Here is a 16828-nt window from a genome sequence, read left to right as displayed (position 1 = left end):
ATGAAAGATGTTATGGGTATAATCAACATTAATGAAAATGAAGATAGATTGTTAGGAATCACTCGCCATCGTCCAGTGGCCACCATTCCCTTTGGTGGCAGATATAGAATCATTGATTTTACCTTATCAAACATGGTGAATTCAGGTATCAGAAATATTGGCATTTTAACCCATAATAAACACCGGTCTTTATTCGATCATTTACGTTCAGGTAAAGAGTGGGATTTAAATAGAAAACGAGATGGCCTATTCATTTTCCCACCGGATAATCTCCAATATCCCATGGATGTTTTTAAAGGGGTGCTGCAATATTTTTACAATAACTTAAATTATATTAATAAAAGTAGACAAAAGTATGTTTTGATATCCGGTAGTAACGTAATTTGTAACATCGACCTCACCGCGGCTTTTAATTATCACAAAGAGACCAAAGCTGATATTACAGCGATATATAGTGAATCTGGATTCACCAGCCACAATTTAAAAGATTCTACTATAATTAACACCCTAGATAACGGACGCATATTGGATATGGAAGTTAATCCCACAAAAATTAAGAGCAACAGAGTGGCTTTAGGTCTGTATATATTAGAAAAAGCTTTGCTGGTGGACTTAATAGATGCCTGTGTTTCCAGAGGATACTATGACTTAATTAAAGATGGTTTTATCAAAAACATCAGCATGCTTAACATCTATGGTTATCCCCATCATGGTTATACTGCCAAGATAAATTCTTTAGTTAATTATTATCGACACAGTATGGATTTGCTAAACCCTGACATATGGCAAGAATTATTTTTTAAACCAGGGCTTATTTACACAAAGGTTAAGGATGAAACCCCTGCCCGCTATAAAAGAAATTCTAACGTTAACAATTCTATAATTGCCAATGGCTGTATTATCGAAGGTACAGTGATCAATAGTATATTGTTTAGAGGGGTAAAGGTCCATAAAGGCGCTGTGGTAAAGGACAGTATCATCATGCAAATGAGCGAAATAGAAAGGAATGCTTTGGTGGAATATGTGATTACTGACAAAGAGGTGTTAATAACCAGTGGTAAGCAAATACGCGGTGACCAAAATTTCCCATTTTTGATTGAAAAAAAGATAGTAGTTTAATGAGAAGGGTGAAAAAGAGTTGAAAGCGTTATTCGTGGCTGCAGAAGCAGTTCCCTTTGTAAAAACTGGCGGTTTAGGTGATGTAATTGGTTCGCTACCCAAGGCGTTACAGTCCAGCGCAGTGGATATATGCATAGTATTACCTAAATATAAGTCCATTTCCCAACAATATAAGTCCGCTATGGTGGCGATAAAAAGCATCTCAATATCTATGGGAGGCCGGGAAAGAGATTTTGTTGTAGAGCAACTCAACTACCGAGGCAGTAACTATTTTTTTATTGGCAATGATGAGCTGTTTGGTCGCAATGACATTTATGGCTATCCGGATGATGCTGAGCGCTATGGTTTTTTTTGTCGGGCGGTATTAGAAACATTGCCACACCTTGATTTTAAACCGGATATAATTCATTGTCACGATTGGCACACTGGTATGATCAGTGTCTTTTTAGATAGTCACTATAAAGACAGCGCTTTTTATCGGGACATGGCGACAATATTTACCATTCATAATCTTAGATACCAAGGGGTTTTTCCTAAGGATACATTAGCATTGTTAGACTTAAATGAACAATATTTTACCATTGATGGCATAGAATTTTATAATCAAATTAATTTTATGAAGGGTGGTTTAAACTTTTCAGATATCATCACCACCGTCAGCGATACCTATGCTAAAGAAATATTAACTCCCTATTTTGGTGAAAACCTAGAGGGTTTGCTAAACCGACGCAGGGGAGATTTGTATGGCATTGTAAATGGCATCGATTATGTTGAGTACAATCCCGTTAAGGATAATCTGATTTATACTAAGTATCATAAAAATGCTTTAGTTAAAAGAAGCGATAATAAATTAAAGTTACAAGCAGAGCTCAATCTGCCTGTTACCCGAGACCTGCCGCTAGTGGCAATTGTTTCCCGCTTGGTGGCTCAAAAGGGAATGGATTTGGTGGCCCATGTAATGGAGGAGATTTTATCTTTAGATCTACAGTTAGTCATATTGGGCACAGGGGATAAAAGGTATGCCGATATGTTCACCAAAGCGGCGGCCAGATATCCCGAAAAGGTATCGGCAAACATCCTGTTTGACAATACTTTAGCCCACAAGATATATGCTGGTGCGGATATGCTTTTAATGCCCTCGCTGTTTGAGCCCTGTGGATTAAGTCAGCTGATTGCTTTGCGCTACGGATGTATTCCCATAGTAAGGGAGGTTGGAGGATTAAAGGATACTATCACAGCTTATAACGAAATTACCCAGCAAGGTAACGGCTTTAGTTTTACCAATTATAACGCCCATGACATGCTACATACTATTCAAAGGGCGTTAAAGTACCAGCAAAGGCCGGCAATATGGAAGCGGATAATCAAAAATGCCATGAATTGTGATTATAGTTGGCAAAGATCCGCTGACAAATATAAAAGGCTTTATGAAATGTTGTTGACAAGGAAAGAACAGGATAGTCTGCAATAACAGTGGGTACAATGTAAGGGATTAGAATGTTATTAAGGAGACTGCTGGATGAATCAGTTTGATATTTATCATGATTCACATAATATATATTATCGTCAACCGTTTGGCGCAGTAACCTGCAGACAAAGAATTATTCTTCGGTTGGAAATAGAATCAATAAGAGCGGCTGATCAAGTGTTGCTCCGCATGTGGAAAAATGATTCCCGGGAAGAGAAGGTCAACATGCTGGTAACCCATGTGATTGGCAGAAAAAGAGTTTACCAAGTAGAAATTATTGCTCCCTCTCAGCCCGGTTTACTCTGGTACTTTTTTATCATTAAGTTCAATGGTCAAACATACTATTATGGCAACAATCAGCAAAATTATGGCGGCGTAGGAAAAATCTATCAAATAGAACCTCCCTCCTATCAAGTTACTGTTTATAAAGAACAATCCACAACTCCCAATTGGTTTAAAGATGCTATCATTTATCAAATTTTTGTAGATAGATTTTTCAATGGCAATGAGGAGGGACAGCTTTTAAACCCTAAATCCCATTGTTATTTGTACAAAAACTGGCATGATAAACCATACTATCGAAATGATCCTACCACAGGTAAAATAGTATGCTACGATTTTTTTGGCGGTAACTTATTAGGCGTAATTAAAAAACTACCTTATTTAAAGGAATTGGGGATTAATGTCATTTATTTTAATCCTATTTTTGAAGCACCCAGCAACCATAAATACGATACCGCAGACTATAAAAAGATAGACCCAATGTATGGGGACAACAACACTTTCCATGAGTTGTGTTGCCAGGCCAAGCAGTTAGGCATAGCCATTATTTTAGACGGAGTTTTTAGTCACACCGGTAGTAATAGCAGGTATTTTAACAAAGAAGGTCAATATCCTGATTTAGGTGCCTATCAATCCCAAAAGTCTCCCTATTATCCGTGGTATATTTTTAAAAATTACCCCGATGAATACCAATGTTGGTGGGGCATTGACACCTTACCCAATGTAAATGAAATGGAACCATCATATCAAAATTTTATTATCTATGATCAAGACAGTGTGATTAGATATTGGATGAAGTTAGGTGCCAAGGGTTGGCGCCTGGATGTGGCCGATGAGTTACCAGAACAATTTATCAAAGGTATCAAACAAGTGATGCAACAAACTGATCCAGAATCAATTTTAATTGGCGAAGTGTGGGAAGATGCCTCGCGTAAAATTAGTTATGGCAAAATGCGTCACTACTTACTGGGGGATGAATTGGATTCAGTGATGAATTATCCCTTGAGAAACATATTGTTAAACTATCTTTTGGGACTTCACGACGCACACCAAACCCACCGAGCTTTGATGAGCTTGTACGAAAATTACCCGAAACATCATTTTTATTCTAATATGAATTTAGTGGGTACCCATGATGTCCCTAGAATATTGACACTGTTGGGGGAGGCACCGCCTGAAAACCAGTTGTCTCCCGAACAGAGGAAATGTTTTATATTAGCCAACGAGCAGGAAAAATTGGCCATTGCCAGATTAAAATTGCTGGTTCTGTTTCAAATGACTTTTCCCGGTGTGCCTGCGATATATTATGGGGACGAGGTTGGTATGCAGGGTTACGGAGACCCGTATTGTCGGGCCACTTATCCTTGGGGTCAAGAGAATTTAGAATTGCTGAATTGGTATAAAATGTTAATATCCTATCGCCACCGTTATGATCTCTTAAAAACTGGCGAGTGGACGACGCTGTATGCCCACCAAGATGTCTATGCCTATCTAAGGATTATCAAAAATGGCCGAGATATTTTTGGCCAAAGTAAAAAAAGTGGTGTTGCCGTTGTGGTACTCAACCGTAGCAAAAATCGAGAATATCACTTATCACTAGAGGTCAGAAATTGGTGTCAGAAAAGTTTAATAGATCTGTTGGACAATAATAAAGAGGTGCCAATTAAAGCGGGCAAACTTGACGTGTTAATTAAACCATTACAGGGAAAGCTGTTTATTGATCATTAAATTGTGACACAAAACGAGGCGATACCATGATTGAAACTAGGCAATGCGGCATATTGCTTCATCCAACATCACTCCCTAGCAAATATGGGATCGGCGATTTGGGAGATACTGCTTATCGCTTTATCGATTTTTTGGCGGCCAGTAAGCAAAGGTTGTGGCAAGTACTTCCTTTAAACCCTGTTGGCTACGGCCACTCGCCATATCAAGGATTGTCAGCCTTTGCCGGCAACCCAATGTTAATCAGTATCGATAAATTAATAGAAACTGGACTTTTAAGCACAGCGGATGTTGATGATATACCATCATTTAATGACCAGCGGGTAGAGTTTGATCGGGTAGAGCAATATAAAAACTTATTATTTGAAAAAGCTTATCAAATATTTAAACGACATCTTTTGCCCGATGACTATGAAAAATTTTTTAATGACAACACATATTGGCTGGAAGATTACGCCACTTTCATGGCTTTAAAAGAGTTTTTTGGCGGCCGTCCATGGAACCAATGGGAGCAATCCATTGCCAGTAGAGAAAAAGATAGTTTAGCACGCTATAAAAGAATTTTGGCAGATAGAATTAATTTCCACCTATTTCTACAATATATTTTTTTCTACCAATGGCAACAATTAAAGGAATATGCAAACCAGCGCCATATTAGAATTATTGGCGATATTCCAATTTATGTTTCCTATGACAGTAGCGACACTTGGTCTAGGCCAAGTCTATTTCAACTGGATAAAGCCAGTAACCCCAAGGTGGTTGCCGGTGTTCCACCGGATTATTTTAGTGAAACCGGACAACTTTGGGGCAATCCCATTTATAATTGGCAAGCAATGAGGGATGAAAATTATCGCTGGTGGAAGCAACGGTTCGGAGCTATTTTTAAGATTGCAGATATAGTGCGCATAGATCACTTTCGTGGTTTCGAAGCCTATTGGGAAATCCCCTTTGGTGAAGAAACGGCTGTTCACGGCAGATGGGTAAAGGCTCCGGGCGAAGAATTGTTTACTCAAATCAAAAAACAATTTGGCCCTTTGCCAATTATTGCCGAAGACTTAGGAGTAATAACCACCGAAGTAAATGAACTTAAAAATAAATTTGAATTTCCCGGTATGCGAATTTTACATTTTTCATTGGAGAGTGATGACATAGAATATTTTTCACCATACTACATCAACACTAACACTGTGATCTTCACAGGCACCCATGATAATGACACCACCATTGGCTGGCTTAATACCCAAAGGACACAGCACTCCAGCGCCCTGAAAAGGTTGACTGATTGTTTTCATATGCCACCGGATTTGCCATTGGAAATAGCCGCTTGGCGAATAATAGAGATTGCCTACCAATCACCGGCCAATACCTGTATCATTCCGTTGCAGGATTTTCTTGGCTTAGATAGCTGGGCTAGAATGAACTACCCTGGTACTGTTGGAGGCAATTGGAGTTGGCGTTTTCAATCCGGTGACTTAACAGGTGAATTGACAGAAAAAATCAAAAAAATGACAATGTTTTATAACCGTTGATGGGTTAACCACTGGATCAGCTCCGGTGGTTTAGGTTTTTTCTAGCCGTTGAATTTCTTTTTTTAGGCCCCAGTATAACAGAGCAGTAATGAAAACAGTAATAAAAAAATAAATGTAGTTTTTATCAAAGGTCACTAAATTATAACTTAATGCAACCTCAATCATTAGGGCTGGCAATTTTCCCAACGCGGTGGCCAATAGAAATACAATTAACGATACGGTGGTTAAAGCACCAAATAAATTTATCAATCCTGATGGAATAAATGGTGCCATTCTGAGTAGCGACAAAAAATATAATTGTTTAGCCGTTGTCATTTGATTAATTAACCTGAAGATTTTTACCTGCTCTGGTTTTAGCCGATTAAACGACTTAATCCCCCACCTATAAAGCAACAAAGATATTACAGCACCAGTGACCTCACCAAGCCACGACACTAGAAAACCCTTGTGGATACCAAAAACAATTATATTAGTAGCGGTTAAGAAAAATGAAGGTATTACACCGATTACGCTAATAAAAACATTTAATGCTATGCTAGTTAAAGCGGCAGCAACGCTGTTTTCCGAAATCAGGTTTGCGATATTAAGCAGATCACCAGCAAACATACATCCTCCTAATAGTGAACATCGATATAGAATGTATCATTATCACAAACCATTAACAAGTATTAATTTAAATAATATTTATTTCAAGTCAAATTTTTAGCCCTAGCAGTTAAATAGTAGGCTTTTGTTGTATGCAAAAATATTGGTTTTAGGGTTTAAATTTTATATTGACTATGTAACAGAAATGTTAATGATGTCATATTGTATGATAAGAACGATCCAATATCTCGTTCAATAGGTAGTTGATTAAATAAGGAGGAAGAAAAGAATGGGTACAGCTTACAAAGATTTTGGTTATGGCGGCGATTACGGTGGTGCAGATCATCTATCTAGATGTTGTTGCTTATTACTGGCAGGATTTATTATCGGCGTAGCATTATTCTTCTGTGGACTGCTAGACTTTAAAACCTTAGGCGTTTGGTTGTTCCTAATGCTAGCAATTGCTTGCTGCTGTGGATACTGGAATTAGCAACTAATTAAGGGTTGCTATAAACCAGAACTGCCGCTGCACATAAAATAGTGCAGTGGCAGTTCTGGTTGTTACATTTTTTAAACAAAGCCACCATCAATGGTGATAACCTGTGCAGTAATATAGCTGGCATCGTCGCTGGCCAGAAAGGCCACTAATTTAGCAATTTCTTGACCGTTGCCAAATCGCATCATTGGTATTTCTTGGGCCAAAGCGTCCCTTTCTTCCTCAGTAAAACAATTGTTCATGTCAGTATCAATCACGCCGGGGGCAATGGCATTTACCCTGATGCCAGAGGGGGCCAGCTCTTTACCCAGCGCCCTGGTAAAGGCATTTACGCCACCCTTAGAGGCTGAATAAAACACTTCGCAGGAGGCACCAACATTTCCCCAAATGGAAGATATATTGATGATACTGCCATTTTTGTGGGGCAACATCGCTTGCACTGCATGATGGCAACAGTTAAACACACCTTTTAAATTGGTGTTTATCACTTCGTCCCAATCTTGTTCCGTCAGCTCGGTAAACAGCCCAAATTTGGCAATGCCTGCATTGTTAACCAGAATATCTATGGTGCCAAAGTCGTTGACTATATCAGTTATTAGTTTTTTAGCAAACAAATAGTCAGATACGTCGCCCTTAATTAATACACCAGAACCACCGTTTTTTTCTATCTGATTGAGGGTGGCCAGCGCCCTTTGACCATCAGTTTTGTAGTTAATAATCACATGGGCTCCTTGATTAGCTAACTCTATGGCTATGGCTCGGCCAATGCCCCTCGATGCTCCGGTCACCAATGCTATCTTCTGTTTTAGTTTCATATTTATCACCTAATATAAATTTACTACTTGTATAGACAATTTTCAACAAGTATTGCCAATTATAACTATTATAGGTATAATGAAGTAGGTGTTAAACGTACCCGCAACCAATAATGGGATGCGGGTTTTGTTTTTAACACAGCTATTATATATTATAAAGACAGTGTAGGTGATAAGGTATGGGGAGAAAAACTATAATTCAAGTATTTTTAGAACCAGATGAAATTGAAATGATTGATCAGATAGCAAAAAAAATGACTGATATCAAGCTGAAGGAAGATATTAAAAACAAAGTACCGCCTTCCAAAAGGGGGCGCAGAGTAAGCCGGAGCAAAGCTGCTCGTTTCTTATTGTTGGAAGGAGTAAAATGGTCAGGAATGTAACACATATGGAGGATTATTTATAAATGTCACTTCCTAAAAGAATTAAAGAACTAAGGGCTCGTCTGGGGATTAGTCAAGAGGCTTTGGCTAAAAAATTAGAACTTAGTGTTGCTTCGGTGGCCTCTTACGAAATTGGCAGAGTTACGCCCAGCATAGAAGTTCTCGTTAAAATGGCTGATGTTTTTGGGGTTAGTATAGACTATCTATTGGAGCGGACCAATGATGAACCAATAATTCCCCTTGAAATAAGCTTTCTGTTAAGAAGTTTGCCGGCAGAAAGTCAACAGAGGGTGGTTAGATATTTGAAATTTTTTGCCGAAGATGAGTTAAATCATTAAGGCACTATAATAATGCTGATATTTGCATATTCTATATATTAAAGTTATAATAATATAGATTGCCTGGAAAAGGATGAATATCATGGTAAATAAATGTAGAGGCAAATATAAGATTATAGTATTTGGCTGTCAAATGTCTGAGCATGACTCAGAAGTATTGGCAGGACAGCTGGAAGATATGGGCTACCACAGGACTGATGTACAGTCGGAAGCCGATATAATATTACTGGTGACCTGCTGTGTGCGGGAAACAGCAGAAAATAAAGTCTGGGGATTGTTGGGCCGATTGCGTAAACTAAAACAAAATAAGCCCCATTTGATGATTGGCGTATGCGGTTGCTTGCCACAACAAAAGGATATGGGCGCCAATATCAAAAAACGTTTTCCCCATGTGGACTTAATCTTTGGTACCCACAATATTCACGAATTACCACGATTTATTAATCAATTACAGCAAAGTCAGGACACAGTGTTAGAGGTTTGGTCCGACGCTGATTCGGTAGTAGAAAATATACCTGTGCGCCGGGAGCCGGGCCTTAAAGCATGGGTGACAATTATGTATGGTTGTAATAATTTCTGCACCTATTGTATTGTACCTTATGTCAGGGGCCGGGAACGCAGTAGAAAACCTGAGAACATCGCAGCGGAAATTAAAGAACTGGTGGCCCAAGGTTATAAGGACATCACGTTGTTAGGTCAAAATGTAAATTCCTATGGCAAAGAATTTGATCCGCCCTTTGACTTTGCAGATCTATTAAAGTACCTAAATGAAATTGAGGGATTAGAGCGGTTACGATATACCACCTCACATCCCAGGGACTTTACAGACAAGTTGATTGATGTCATCGTTGCCTGCGATAAAGTGTGTGAGAATTTTCATTTGCCTGTTCAGGCCGGTAGTAACGAAGTGTTAAAGAAAATGAACCGAGGCTACACCAGAGAACAATACTTGGACTTAATAAATAAAATAAGAAACAAAGTACCAGATGCCTCCATTACAACCGATATCATGGTGGGTTTTCCCGGTGAAACCGAACAAGACTTTGCCGATACTTTGGATATAGTCAGCCGTGTTAGGTACGACAGTGCTTTTACCTTTGTATATAACGTGAGGCAGGGAACACCGGCAGCAATGATGGTCGATCAGATTCCCGATGATGTTAAAACCAGGAGAATTCAACAGCTGATCGAACTACAGAATAAAATATCATTGGAAAACAATTTAGATATGGTGGGAAAAGTTGAAGAAATTTTGGTTGAAGGCCCCACTAAGAATAATCCCAACAGGTATGCCGGTAGAACTAGGACCAATAAATTAGTTATTTTTAATGGCGGCCAAGATTTTATCGGTAAATTTGTCACGGTAAAAATTACAGCGGGACATCAAACCCATTTAGATGGAGAAATAATTGTTAACTAGGGAGGGGAAAATAGTGGCTCAGCATATTTTAGATATGGCCTTTGAACTGGGAAAACTAATTAAGGAGTCGGATCAATTTAAAGCGGTGCAACGGAAAGAAAGTATAATGTTGCAAGATGACGGTGCCCAAAAACTATTAACTCAATATCAAAAAATACAACAGGATTATCAACAACGTCAAATGCAAGGCAAAAAGTTGACCCCTGAAGATATTAAAGCTTTTGAAGAGTTGGAAGTTAAGCTGCTGGAAAATTCTTTAATAAAAGATTTTACAGAAGCAAAAGGAGATTTTGATGATTTGTTGAAGAATGTTAATGAAACCATTAATAAAACTATGGTTGGGGCAATAACTCCCAAGGAACAATAGGGAAGCAATTTGAACCGGTCTTTGTTGATGGTTATCGATATATAAGGAGGAACATAATGTCACAAAATATTGTTGAACAAGCCACTTTATTAGGTAACTTGTTAAAGGAGTCTGCTGAGTTTAAAGAAGTGCGGGCAAAGGAAGCGGCCATGTTGCAAGACGCCGAAGCTCAAAAATTATTGAACGAACAACAGCAAGTGCAACAGTCACTGCAAATGAAGCAAATGCAAGGACAACAATTGACCCAAGAAGATATGGCAGCTTATAAAGAGTTAGAAAGTAAAATGCTGGCCAACCCACTGGTTAAAGACTATTTTGATACCAGAGATAAGTTTGAAAATCTGTTAAACACAGTTAATCAAACTATTAATAATGCATTAATGGGGCAGCAAGATAGTTGTGGTTCCGGTTGTGATTGCAACACAGGTTGCCATTGTGGCGGTTGTTAATTGATAGAAGGCTTTTTATTAGAAGACTGTATAATGTGTACAGTCTTCTTTTTATGTCATAAAAAACATAATTTCCTTCTGTGATATAATAGAGGTAGGAGGAATGAAAATGGCAGAAACCCCAATGATGCAACAATATAAAGCGATTAAACGACAACATGCTGATGCGATACTATTTTTTCGTTTAGGTGATTTTTATGAAATGTTTTTTGACGATGCCATAACGGCCTCAAAAACACTAGAAATCACGCTAACCAGTAGAGATAGCGAAAATAAAATTCCCATGTGTGGTGTTCCTTACCATGCAGTTGATGCATATATCGCCAAGATGGTGGCAAAGGGCTATAAGGTGGCTCTTTGCGATCAAATAGGAGACCCCAAGGCCACGAAGGGCATCGTCAAAAGAGAAGTCACCAGAGTAATTACTCCCGGTACTGTGATGGAAAGTCAGTTGCTGCAAGAAAAGAATAACAATTACATAGCTTCAATCTTTTTTGACAGCGATGGAACCGGACTGGCGTACGCAGATATAAGTACCGGTGAATTTATGGTTTCCGAAATTGATAGCCAAAGTGCCATCACAGATTTAATTAGTGAGTTGGAGCGCCTGCAGGTATCGGAACTGCTACTACCTGTTGCTTTTAAAGATGATGAAATGCTGGTTAATCAATTATATCAAAGAATAACCAAAGCCATTACCTTTTATCACAATGGTGCCTATGAAATTGACGAAGCGTTAAAATACTTGCAACAACAATTTCCAGATCAGGCTAATGAAATAAATTGGCAACGACAACCTAAATGTTTGGCTGCAGCCGGTGCGCTGGTGCAATTTTTATTAGAGACCCAAAGGAGAAGTCTAAATCATATTATTCAATTAAAGTATTATTCGATCTCACAGTTTATGGCTTTGGACATGAATGCCAGACGCAATTTAGAGCTAACCAGAACAATTATGGACGGCAATAAAAAAGGAAGCCTTTTGTGGGTATTGGATCATACCACCACCGCCATGGGTGGAAGATTATTAAAAAAATGGATTGAACAACCACTGCTGGATATTAATCAAATTAATGCTCGACTGGATGCAGTATCTCAATTGTCCGCCGGAATTTTTTTGAGAGAAGATTTAAGGGTGTTGTTAAAACAGGTTTATGATTTGGAACGCCTAACGGCAAAGGTGGTCTATGGATCAGCAAATGCTAGGGATTTGTTGGCCCTAAAAAATTCATTGTTTCACATTCCTGATATAAAAAAACTTTTATTAGAATGCACCGCTCCTCTGTTGAAGGAAATCGCCAATCAAATGGACACCTTAACTGATCTGGTTACTCTTTTAACAGAAAGCATAAATGACGACCCGCCCATTAGTTTAAGGGACGGTGGTTTAATAAATAACGGCTATAATGAGCAAGTGGACAAGTTGAAGGAAGCATCCACCAATGGTCGCAATTGGCTGGCGCAACTGGAAACCAGAGAACGGGAACGCACCGGCATAAAATCCCTTAAAATTCGCTATAACAAGGTATTTGGCTATTACATAGAAGTTACTAAAAGTAATCTTGATATGGTGCCAGAGGATTATCAAAGAAAACAAACATTGGCTAATGCCGAAAGGTATATTACCAGCGAACTAAAAAAATATGAAGATTTGATATTGGGTGCCCAAGAAAAACTGATTGAGTTGGAATATCGCATCTTCATCGAAATAAGGGATATGGTGGCTAAAGAAATCGCCCGTATTCAAAAGACTGCCGGTGCGGTGGCAAAAATTGATGTCCTAATTTCACTGGCAGAAGTGGCAGTTAAGCATAATTATGTGCGTCCCACCATAAACGACAGTGGAAAGCTAACTATATCCGCGGGACGACATCCAGTTGTGGAAACAATGCTTAATCAGACACAATTTGTACCTAATGACACCCAATTGGACACAGGCGGTAGTTATCTTGCTTTAATTACCGGTCCCAATATGGGGGGGAAGAGCACTTATCAACGGCAGGTGGCATTGATCACCTTGATGGCTCAAATAGGCAGTTTTGTACCGGCTGCCAGCGCTGAAATTGGCATTGTGGATCGTATTTTTGCCAGGGTGGGGGCTGCCGATGATTTAGCCTCTGGTCATAGCACCTTTATGGTGGAAATGCAAGAATGTAATAATGCGCTGCGGGGGGCCACTACCAAAAGTCTGGTGATTATAGATGAACTTGGCCGCGGGACTTCAAACCTGGAAGGAATGGCCATTGCCCAAGCGGTTATTGAATATCTGCACAACACCATTGGTTGTAGAACGCTTTTTTCCACCCATTATCATGAATTGGCAGAGTTGGAGAGCAGCCTGCCGGGACTAAAAAACTATGCTGCCGCGGTGGAAGAAAAGGGCGATAACGTGGCCTTTTTACACAGGATAGTTTTGGGTAAAGCCAGTAAAAGTTATGGTGTACACTGCGCAATGCTGGCGGGTTTGCCAGACATGATTATAAATCGGGCCAATCAACTGAGCACCGATTATCAAAGGTACTTAAAAGCTGCCGAAGAAGTGGTGTCCACCAGTGGTCAAACCGCGGTGGCTTTAGAACCAAATGCGCAATTGCAGTTGTTTAACGATGCCTCAAATAATGAACAGCAAGAAATATTGTCTGCTATAACCGACATAGACCTATTAAACACCACTCCTTTAGGCGCTATTCAGTTATTATTTGAGTTGCAAAATAAAATAAAAAATCTTTACAGATAAGTTATATATTTCTTGTTCAATTATTGTGTGATAAACTTAATTATTAAAGTAAGGTTTTAGTTCGGAGGTGTGAGGGTGTACATTGGTATAGATGTGGGGGGAACATCAACAGATGCAGTGTTACTTAGTAACGGCAGAGTGCAGGCCACTGCAAAGGTTTACAACACCCCCAATAACTTGTTGTCAGATCTGGTGCAGGCGTTGGACACGTTAATGAAAGGCGTTACCGCTGATGAAATAGAAAGAGTGGTACTTTCCACAACTGTGATCACAAATTTAATAGCGGAACGGAAAAATGATCCAGTGGGATTGTTACTTATGCCAGGTCCTGGGTGTAAACTACAACTGTATAAAAAACCTAATGTACACTTATTGAGCGGAACCATTGACTACAAAGGTAGAGAAATAACTCCAGTGGTGGAGGAGGAAATAATTGCTGCCATTGATGATTTTGATAGTAAGGGAATAGACAAAGTGGCCATTGTGGGTAAATTTTCGCCCCGTAACAATCGTCATGAGTTGCAGGTGGCAGACATAGTAACAAAATTGAAACCTAATTGGCAAGTGGAAATGGGACATCGGGACGGCGGTAAGTTGAATTTTCCCCGTCGGGTAGCAACCACGTTGTTTACCTGTGCCACTAAGGAAAAATATCAATCCTTTGTTTACTCAGTACAACAAGCGCTGCGCCAACGGCATATCAACGCTCAGGTTTTTATTTTGAAAGCTGATGGTGGCACAATGCCGCTGGAAAGTTCGATACAATCCCCAGTGGAAACTATCTTTTCAGGACCAGCCGCCAGTACATTGGGGGCACAGGCCCTTACCCCTGCAGGTGAAACATCCTTAGTGATTGACATTGGTGGCACAACCACTGACCTAGCATTAATTTTGTCCGGTCAACCGCTTTTATCTTCAAAGGGTGTAATGCTTGATGATCAATTTACCCAGGTACGGGCATTGGCAGTTAAATCGGTGCCAGTGGGTGGAGACAGCATTGTGGAAGCGGTGGGAAAAGAACTGATTATTTACTCTGAAAGAATGGGTAAACCCTATTGTTTAGGGGGACCATTGCCAACGCCAACCGATGCTTTAAATGTGATGGGCTTAACTAAACTAGGTGATATCGATAAATCCTGGGCGGCCATGGAAGTGCTCAGCCAACAAACCCAAAGATCGCCGGTGGAAGTGGCGAGAAATATCATTGATTTATTTGTTGACACAGTGGTGACTGAAATTGAAAACATGTATTTGGAATGGGAACAAGAACCGGCATACAGAATTTGGGAAGTAATGCAATCAAGAAAGATGCGCACCAAAAATGTTGTTGGGGTAGGTGGCGGTGCCATGGGTTTTGTGCCACAAATAGCAATAAAAATTGGTGGCATACCAATAATCTCTCCCTATGCCACCGCTGCCAATGCCATTGGAGCTGCTGTTGCTAAACCCACCATGCAGGTGACACTGCGTGCTGACACAGAACAAAAGGTGTACAGTATTGAGGAATACGGCTATCAAGGGAAAATTGAAGCCACACCCTTTGGTAGGGATCAAGCATTGAATTTAGCTAAGAAATGGCTATTGGATCGAGCAGCAGCAATAGATATTGGTGATCAAATTCAGGAGATAGAAGTTACTCGCCAGGACGTTTTTAATATTGTCCGAGATATGCAAACCACTGGGAGAATTTATGATGTCTGTGTGCAAACGGTCAGAGGAATTCAATGGCATGTGGATGCAGGGGGGAGACTAATATGATAAATAAAACCGGATTAGTGTTTTTCCCAGCCTTTGATTGGTCCATATCAGACATTCACCCGGAACGGGAAGAAAGGCTTTTATATACCAGAGATCAGATTTTCGAAGAGGGCGTGTTGGATTTGCCAGAGATTGTTGAGTATTCTCCTCGGGTTGCCACTCCCCACGATATCTCTAGGGTTCATTTTTGTGTACCAAATGTGGATGATCAGGTATTGGCTGCTCACCGCATCGCTGCCGGTGCTGCCATGCGGTTAAGCGACCGAATTATAAATAAAGAAATCACCAATGGATTTGCCATTGTACGTCCCCCTGGTCACCATGCCATGCGTGTGGTTCATGGTAATCGAGGGTTTTGTAGCATCAACAATGAAGCGGTGGTTATAGAACACTTGCGCAGAACCTATGGCATTAAAAAAATCGCCATTGTGGATACCGATGTTCACCATGGCGATGGAACCCAAGACATATATTATCATGATCCGGATGTGCTTTTTATATCATTCCATCAAGATGGGCGCACCCTTTACCCAGGCACCGGTTTTACCGATGAGCTGGGAGGACCGACAGCATATGGCAGTACCATTAATATTCCGCTGCCCCCAGGGGTAACGGATAAAAGTTTACATTATGTGGTGGATAATCTCATTTTACCGGTGCTACAGGATTTTCAACCAGAATTCATTATAAACTCTGCCGGTCAGGATAACCATTATACAGATCCTTTGGGCAGTATGTTGATCACCGCCCAAGGATATGCCCAATTAACCGAAAAACTCCGGCCAAACCTAGCTGTTTTAGAAGGGGGTTACGCCATAGAAACAGCGTTGCCCTATGTAAATTTAGCGATATTGTTGGCATTGGCCGGTAAGGATTACTCAAATGTTACCGAACCGGACTATCAACCGGGAAAAAACGTTGAGAATTCCAAAGTTACTGAGTATGTTTGTCGAATGGTGGATAGTTTACAAACCACTTGGCGTAAAAGTAAAGAAATCACCATAGATCAATTGTGCGGTAGCAATAAATACTACCAAAGACCTAAAAATATTTTTTACGATACTGAGTACTTTGAAGAAAAACAGTTAGAAAAAGTGAGAACATGTTTTGATTGTCCTGGTTATGTAATTATTGATTCCCATGCAATTCAACCTAAATTAGGACGTTGTCGAGTTTTAGCAATATCCATTCATAATCGCTGTTGTAAAAAATGCATAGCGGAAGCTTGGGACGCCTACCAAGAAGCGAAAAAAGATTATCGCTATTCTTATGTTTACCTACAGGACAAAACGGAAGATACATTTATCACCTTCCGGCGGGAAGACCAGTCTGAATGGCTAACAGAGGGATAATGAGA

General features: G+C 39.9%; 15 protein-coding genes. 13 read left to right on the top strand and 2 right to left on the bottom strand.

Features of this window, described 5'->3' with window-relative positions; all coding sequences use genetic code 11:
• Genes glgD through malQ form a run of 4 tightly spaced genes read left to right on the top strand, consistent with a single transcriptional unit; the run spans position 1 to position 6123 of the window.
• Positions 1–1119, top strand: a complete 1119-nt coding sequence (gene glgD / locus V6C27_04330; GenBank protein ID MEG6615654.1) for a glucose-1-phosphate adenylyltransferase subunit GlgD — start codon at positions 1–3, stop codon at positions 1117–1119.
• A gap of 19 nt (positions 1120–1138) precedes the next feature.
• Positions 1139–2590, top strand: coding sequence for a glycogen synthase GlgA (gene glgA, locus V6C27_04325; GenBank protein ID MEG6615653.1), 1452 nt, complete (start codon positions 1139–1141; stop codon positions 2588–2590).
• Positions 2591–2638: 48 nt separating this feature from the next.
• Positions 2639–4597, top strand: coding sequence for a glycoside hydrolase family 13 protein (locus V6C27_04320; protein MEG6615652.1), 1959 nt, complete (start codon positions 2639–2641; stop codon positions 4595–4597).
• Between the two features lie 26 nt (positions 4598–4623).
• Entirely contained in the window at positions 4624–6123 is a 1500-nt protein-coding gene (gene malQ / locus V6C27_04315; protein ID MEG6615651.1) for a 4-alpha-glucanotransferase, read from the top strand.
• 30 nt (positions 6124–6153) lie between these two features.
• Here the strand turns inward: malQ and V6C27_04310 are convergent, their stop codons facing one another.
• On the bottom strand, positions 6154–6729 hold the full coding sequence (locus tag V6C27_04310) for a VTT domain-containing protein (protein MEG6615650.1): 576 nt from the start codon (positions 6727–6729) through the stop codon (positions 6154–6156).
• 268 nt (positions 6730–6997) lie between these two features.
• On the opposite strand from V6C27_04310, the gene V6C27_04305 reads away from it, so the two are divergent.
• Positions 6998–7198 carry a hypothetical protein gene (locus V6C27_04305; GenBank protein ID MEG6615649.1) on the top strand — a complete coding sequence of 67 codons (201 nt, stop codon included), beginning with the start codon at positions 6998–7000 and terminating at the stop codon, positions 7196–7198.
• Between the two features lie 80 nt (positions 7199–7278).
• On the opposite strand, the gene V6C27_04300 is transcribed toward V6C27_04305, so the two are convergent.
• Positions 7279–8019, bottom strand: a complete 741-nt coding sequence (locus V6C27_04300) for an SDR family oxidoreductase (protein MEG6615648.1) — start codon at positions 8017–8019, stop codon at positions 7279–7281.
• Positions 8020–8198: 179 nt separating this feature from the next.
• Here V6C27_04300 and V6C27_04295 point away from each other — a divergent pair, with 179 nt between their 5' ends.
• From V6C27_04295 to V6C27_04260, 8 genes are all read left to right on the top strand, one after another.
• Positions 8199–8402, top strand: coding sequence for a hypothetical protein (locus V6C27_04295; GenBank protein MEG6615647.1), 204 nt, complete (start codon positions 8199–8201; stop codon positions 8400–8402).
• Between the two features lie 23 nt (positions 8403–8425).
• Positions 8426–8740, top strand: coding sequence for a helix-turn-helix transcriptional regulator (locus tag V6C27_04290; protein ID MEG6615646.1), 315 nt, complete (start codon positions 8426–8428; stop codon positions 8738–8740).
• 82 nt (positions 8741–8822) lie between these two features.
• On the top strand, positions 8823–10160 hold the full coding sequence (gene miaB, locus V6C27_04285) for a tRNA (N6-isopentenyl adenosine(37)-C2)-methylthiotransferase MiaB (GenBank protein ID MEG6615645.1): 1338 nt from the start codon (positions 8823–8825) through the stop codon (positions 10158–10160).
• 13 nt (positions 10161–10173) lie between these two features.
• Positions 10174–10527, top strand: coding sequence for a YlbF family regulator (locus V6C27_04280; protein ID MEG6615644.1), 354 nt, complete (start codon positions 10174–10176; stop codon positions 10525–10527).
• A gap of 56 nt (positions 10528–10583) precedes the next feature.
• Complete coding sequence (locus tag V6C27_04275; protein MEG6615643.1) at positions 10584–10976, top strand: YlbF family regulator; 393 nt, start codon at positions 10584–10586, stop codon at positions 10974–10976.
• Between the two features lie 109 nt (positions 10977–11085).
• A complete protein-coding gene (gene mutS / locus V6C27_04270) occupies positions 11086–13713 on the top strand; it encodes a DNA mismatch repair protein MutS (GenBank protein ID MEG6615642.1) in 2628 nt (875 codons plus the stop codon).
• Between the two features lie 75 nt (positions 13714–13788).
• Positions 13789–15471 (top strand): hydantoinase/oxoprolinase family protein, encoded by a 1683-nt coding sequence (locus tag V6C27_04265; GenBank protein ID MEG6615641.1) that lies wholly within the window; start codon positions 13789–13791, stop codon positions 15469–15471.
• Positions 15468–16823, top strand: a complete 1356-nt coding sequence (locus V6C27_04260; protein MEG6615640.1) for a histone deacetylase — start codon at positions 15468–15470, stop codon at positions 16821–16823. Before V6C27_04265 ends, V6C27_04260 begins: the two co-directional genes overlap by 4 nt.
• Positions 16824–16828: the final 5 nt, after the last annotated feature.

The organism is Peptococcaceae bacterium 1198_IL3148 (assembly GCA_036763105.1).
Taxonomy (GTDB): Bacteria; Bacillota; Desulfotomaculia; order Desulfotomaculales; family Desulfohalotomaculaceae; genus JBAIYS01.
This window is presented reverse-complemented; position numbering and strand designations above follow the sequence as displayed.

Excerpts from the sequence above, each read along its gene's own strand:
- glgD (MEG6615654.1), top strand. The coding sequence starts at position 1 with ATGAAAGATGTTATGGGTATAATCAACATTAATGAAAATGAAGATAGA.
- V6C27_04320 (MEG6615652.1), top strand. The coding sequence starts at position 2,639 with ATGAATCAGTTTGATATTTATCATGATTCACATAATATATATTATCGT.
- malQ (MEG6615651.1), top strand. The coding sequence starts at position 4,624 with ATGATTGAAACTAGGCAATGCGGCATATTGCTTCATCCAACATCACTC.
- V6C27_04310 (MEG6615650.1), bottom strand. The coding sequence starts at position 6,729 with ATGTTTGCTGGTGATCTGCTTAATATCGCAAACCTGATTTCGGAAAAC.
- V6C27_04305 (MEG6615649.1), top strand. The coding sequence starts at position 6,998 with ATGGGTACAGCTTACAAAGATTTTGGTTATGGCGGCGATTACGGTGGT.
- V6C27_04300 (MEG6615648.1), bottom strand. The coding sequence starts at position 8,019 with ATGAAACTAAAACAGAAGATAGCATTGGTGACCGGAGCATCGAGGGGC.
- V6C27_04295 (MEG6615647.1), top strand. The coding sequence starts at position 8,199 with ATGGGGAGAAAAACTATAATTCAAGTATTTTTAGAACCAGATGAAATT.
- V6C27_04290 (MEG6615646.1), top strand. The coding sequence starts at position 8,426 with ATGTCACTTCCTAAAAGAATTAAAGAACTAAGGGCTCGTCTGGGGATT.
- miaB (MEG6615645.1), top strand. The coding sequence starts at position 8,823 with ATGGTAAATAAATGTAGAGGCAAATATAAGATTATAGTATTTGGCTGT.
- V6C27_04275 (MEG6615643.1), top strand. The coding sequence starts at position 10,584 with ATGTCACAAAATATTGTTGAACAAGCCACTTTATTAGGTAACTTGTTA.
- mutS (MEG6615642.1), top strand. The coding sequence starts at position 11,086 with ATGGCAGAAACCCCAATGATGCAACAATATAAAGCGATTAAACGACAA.
- V6C27_04260 (MEG6615640.1), top strand. The coding sequence starts at position 15,468 with ATGATAAATAAAACCGGATTAGTGTTTTTCCCAGCCTTTGATTGGTCC.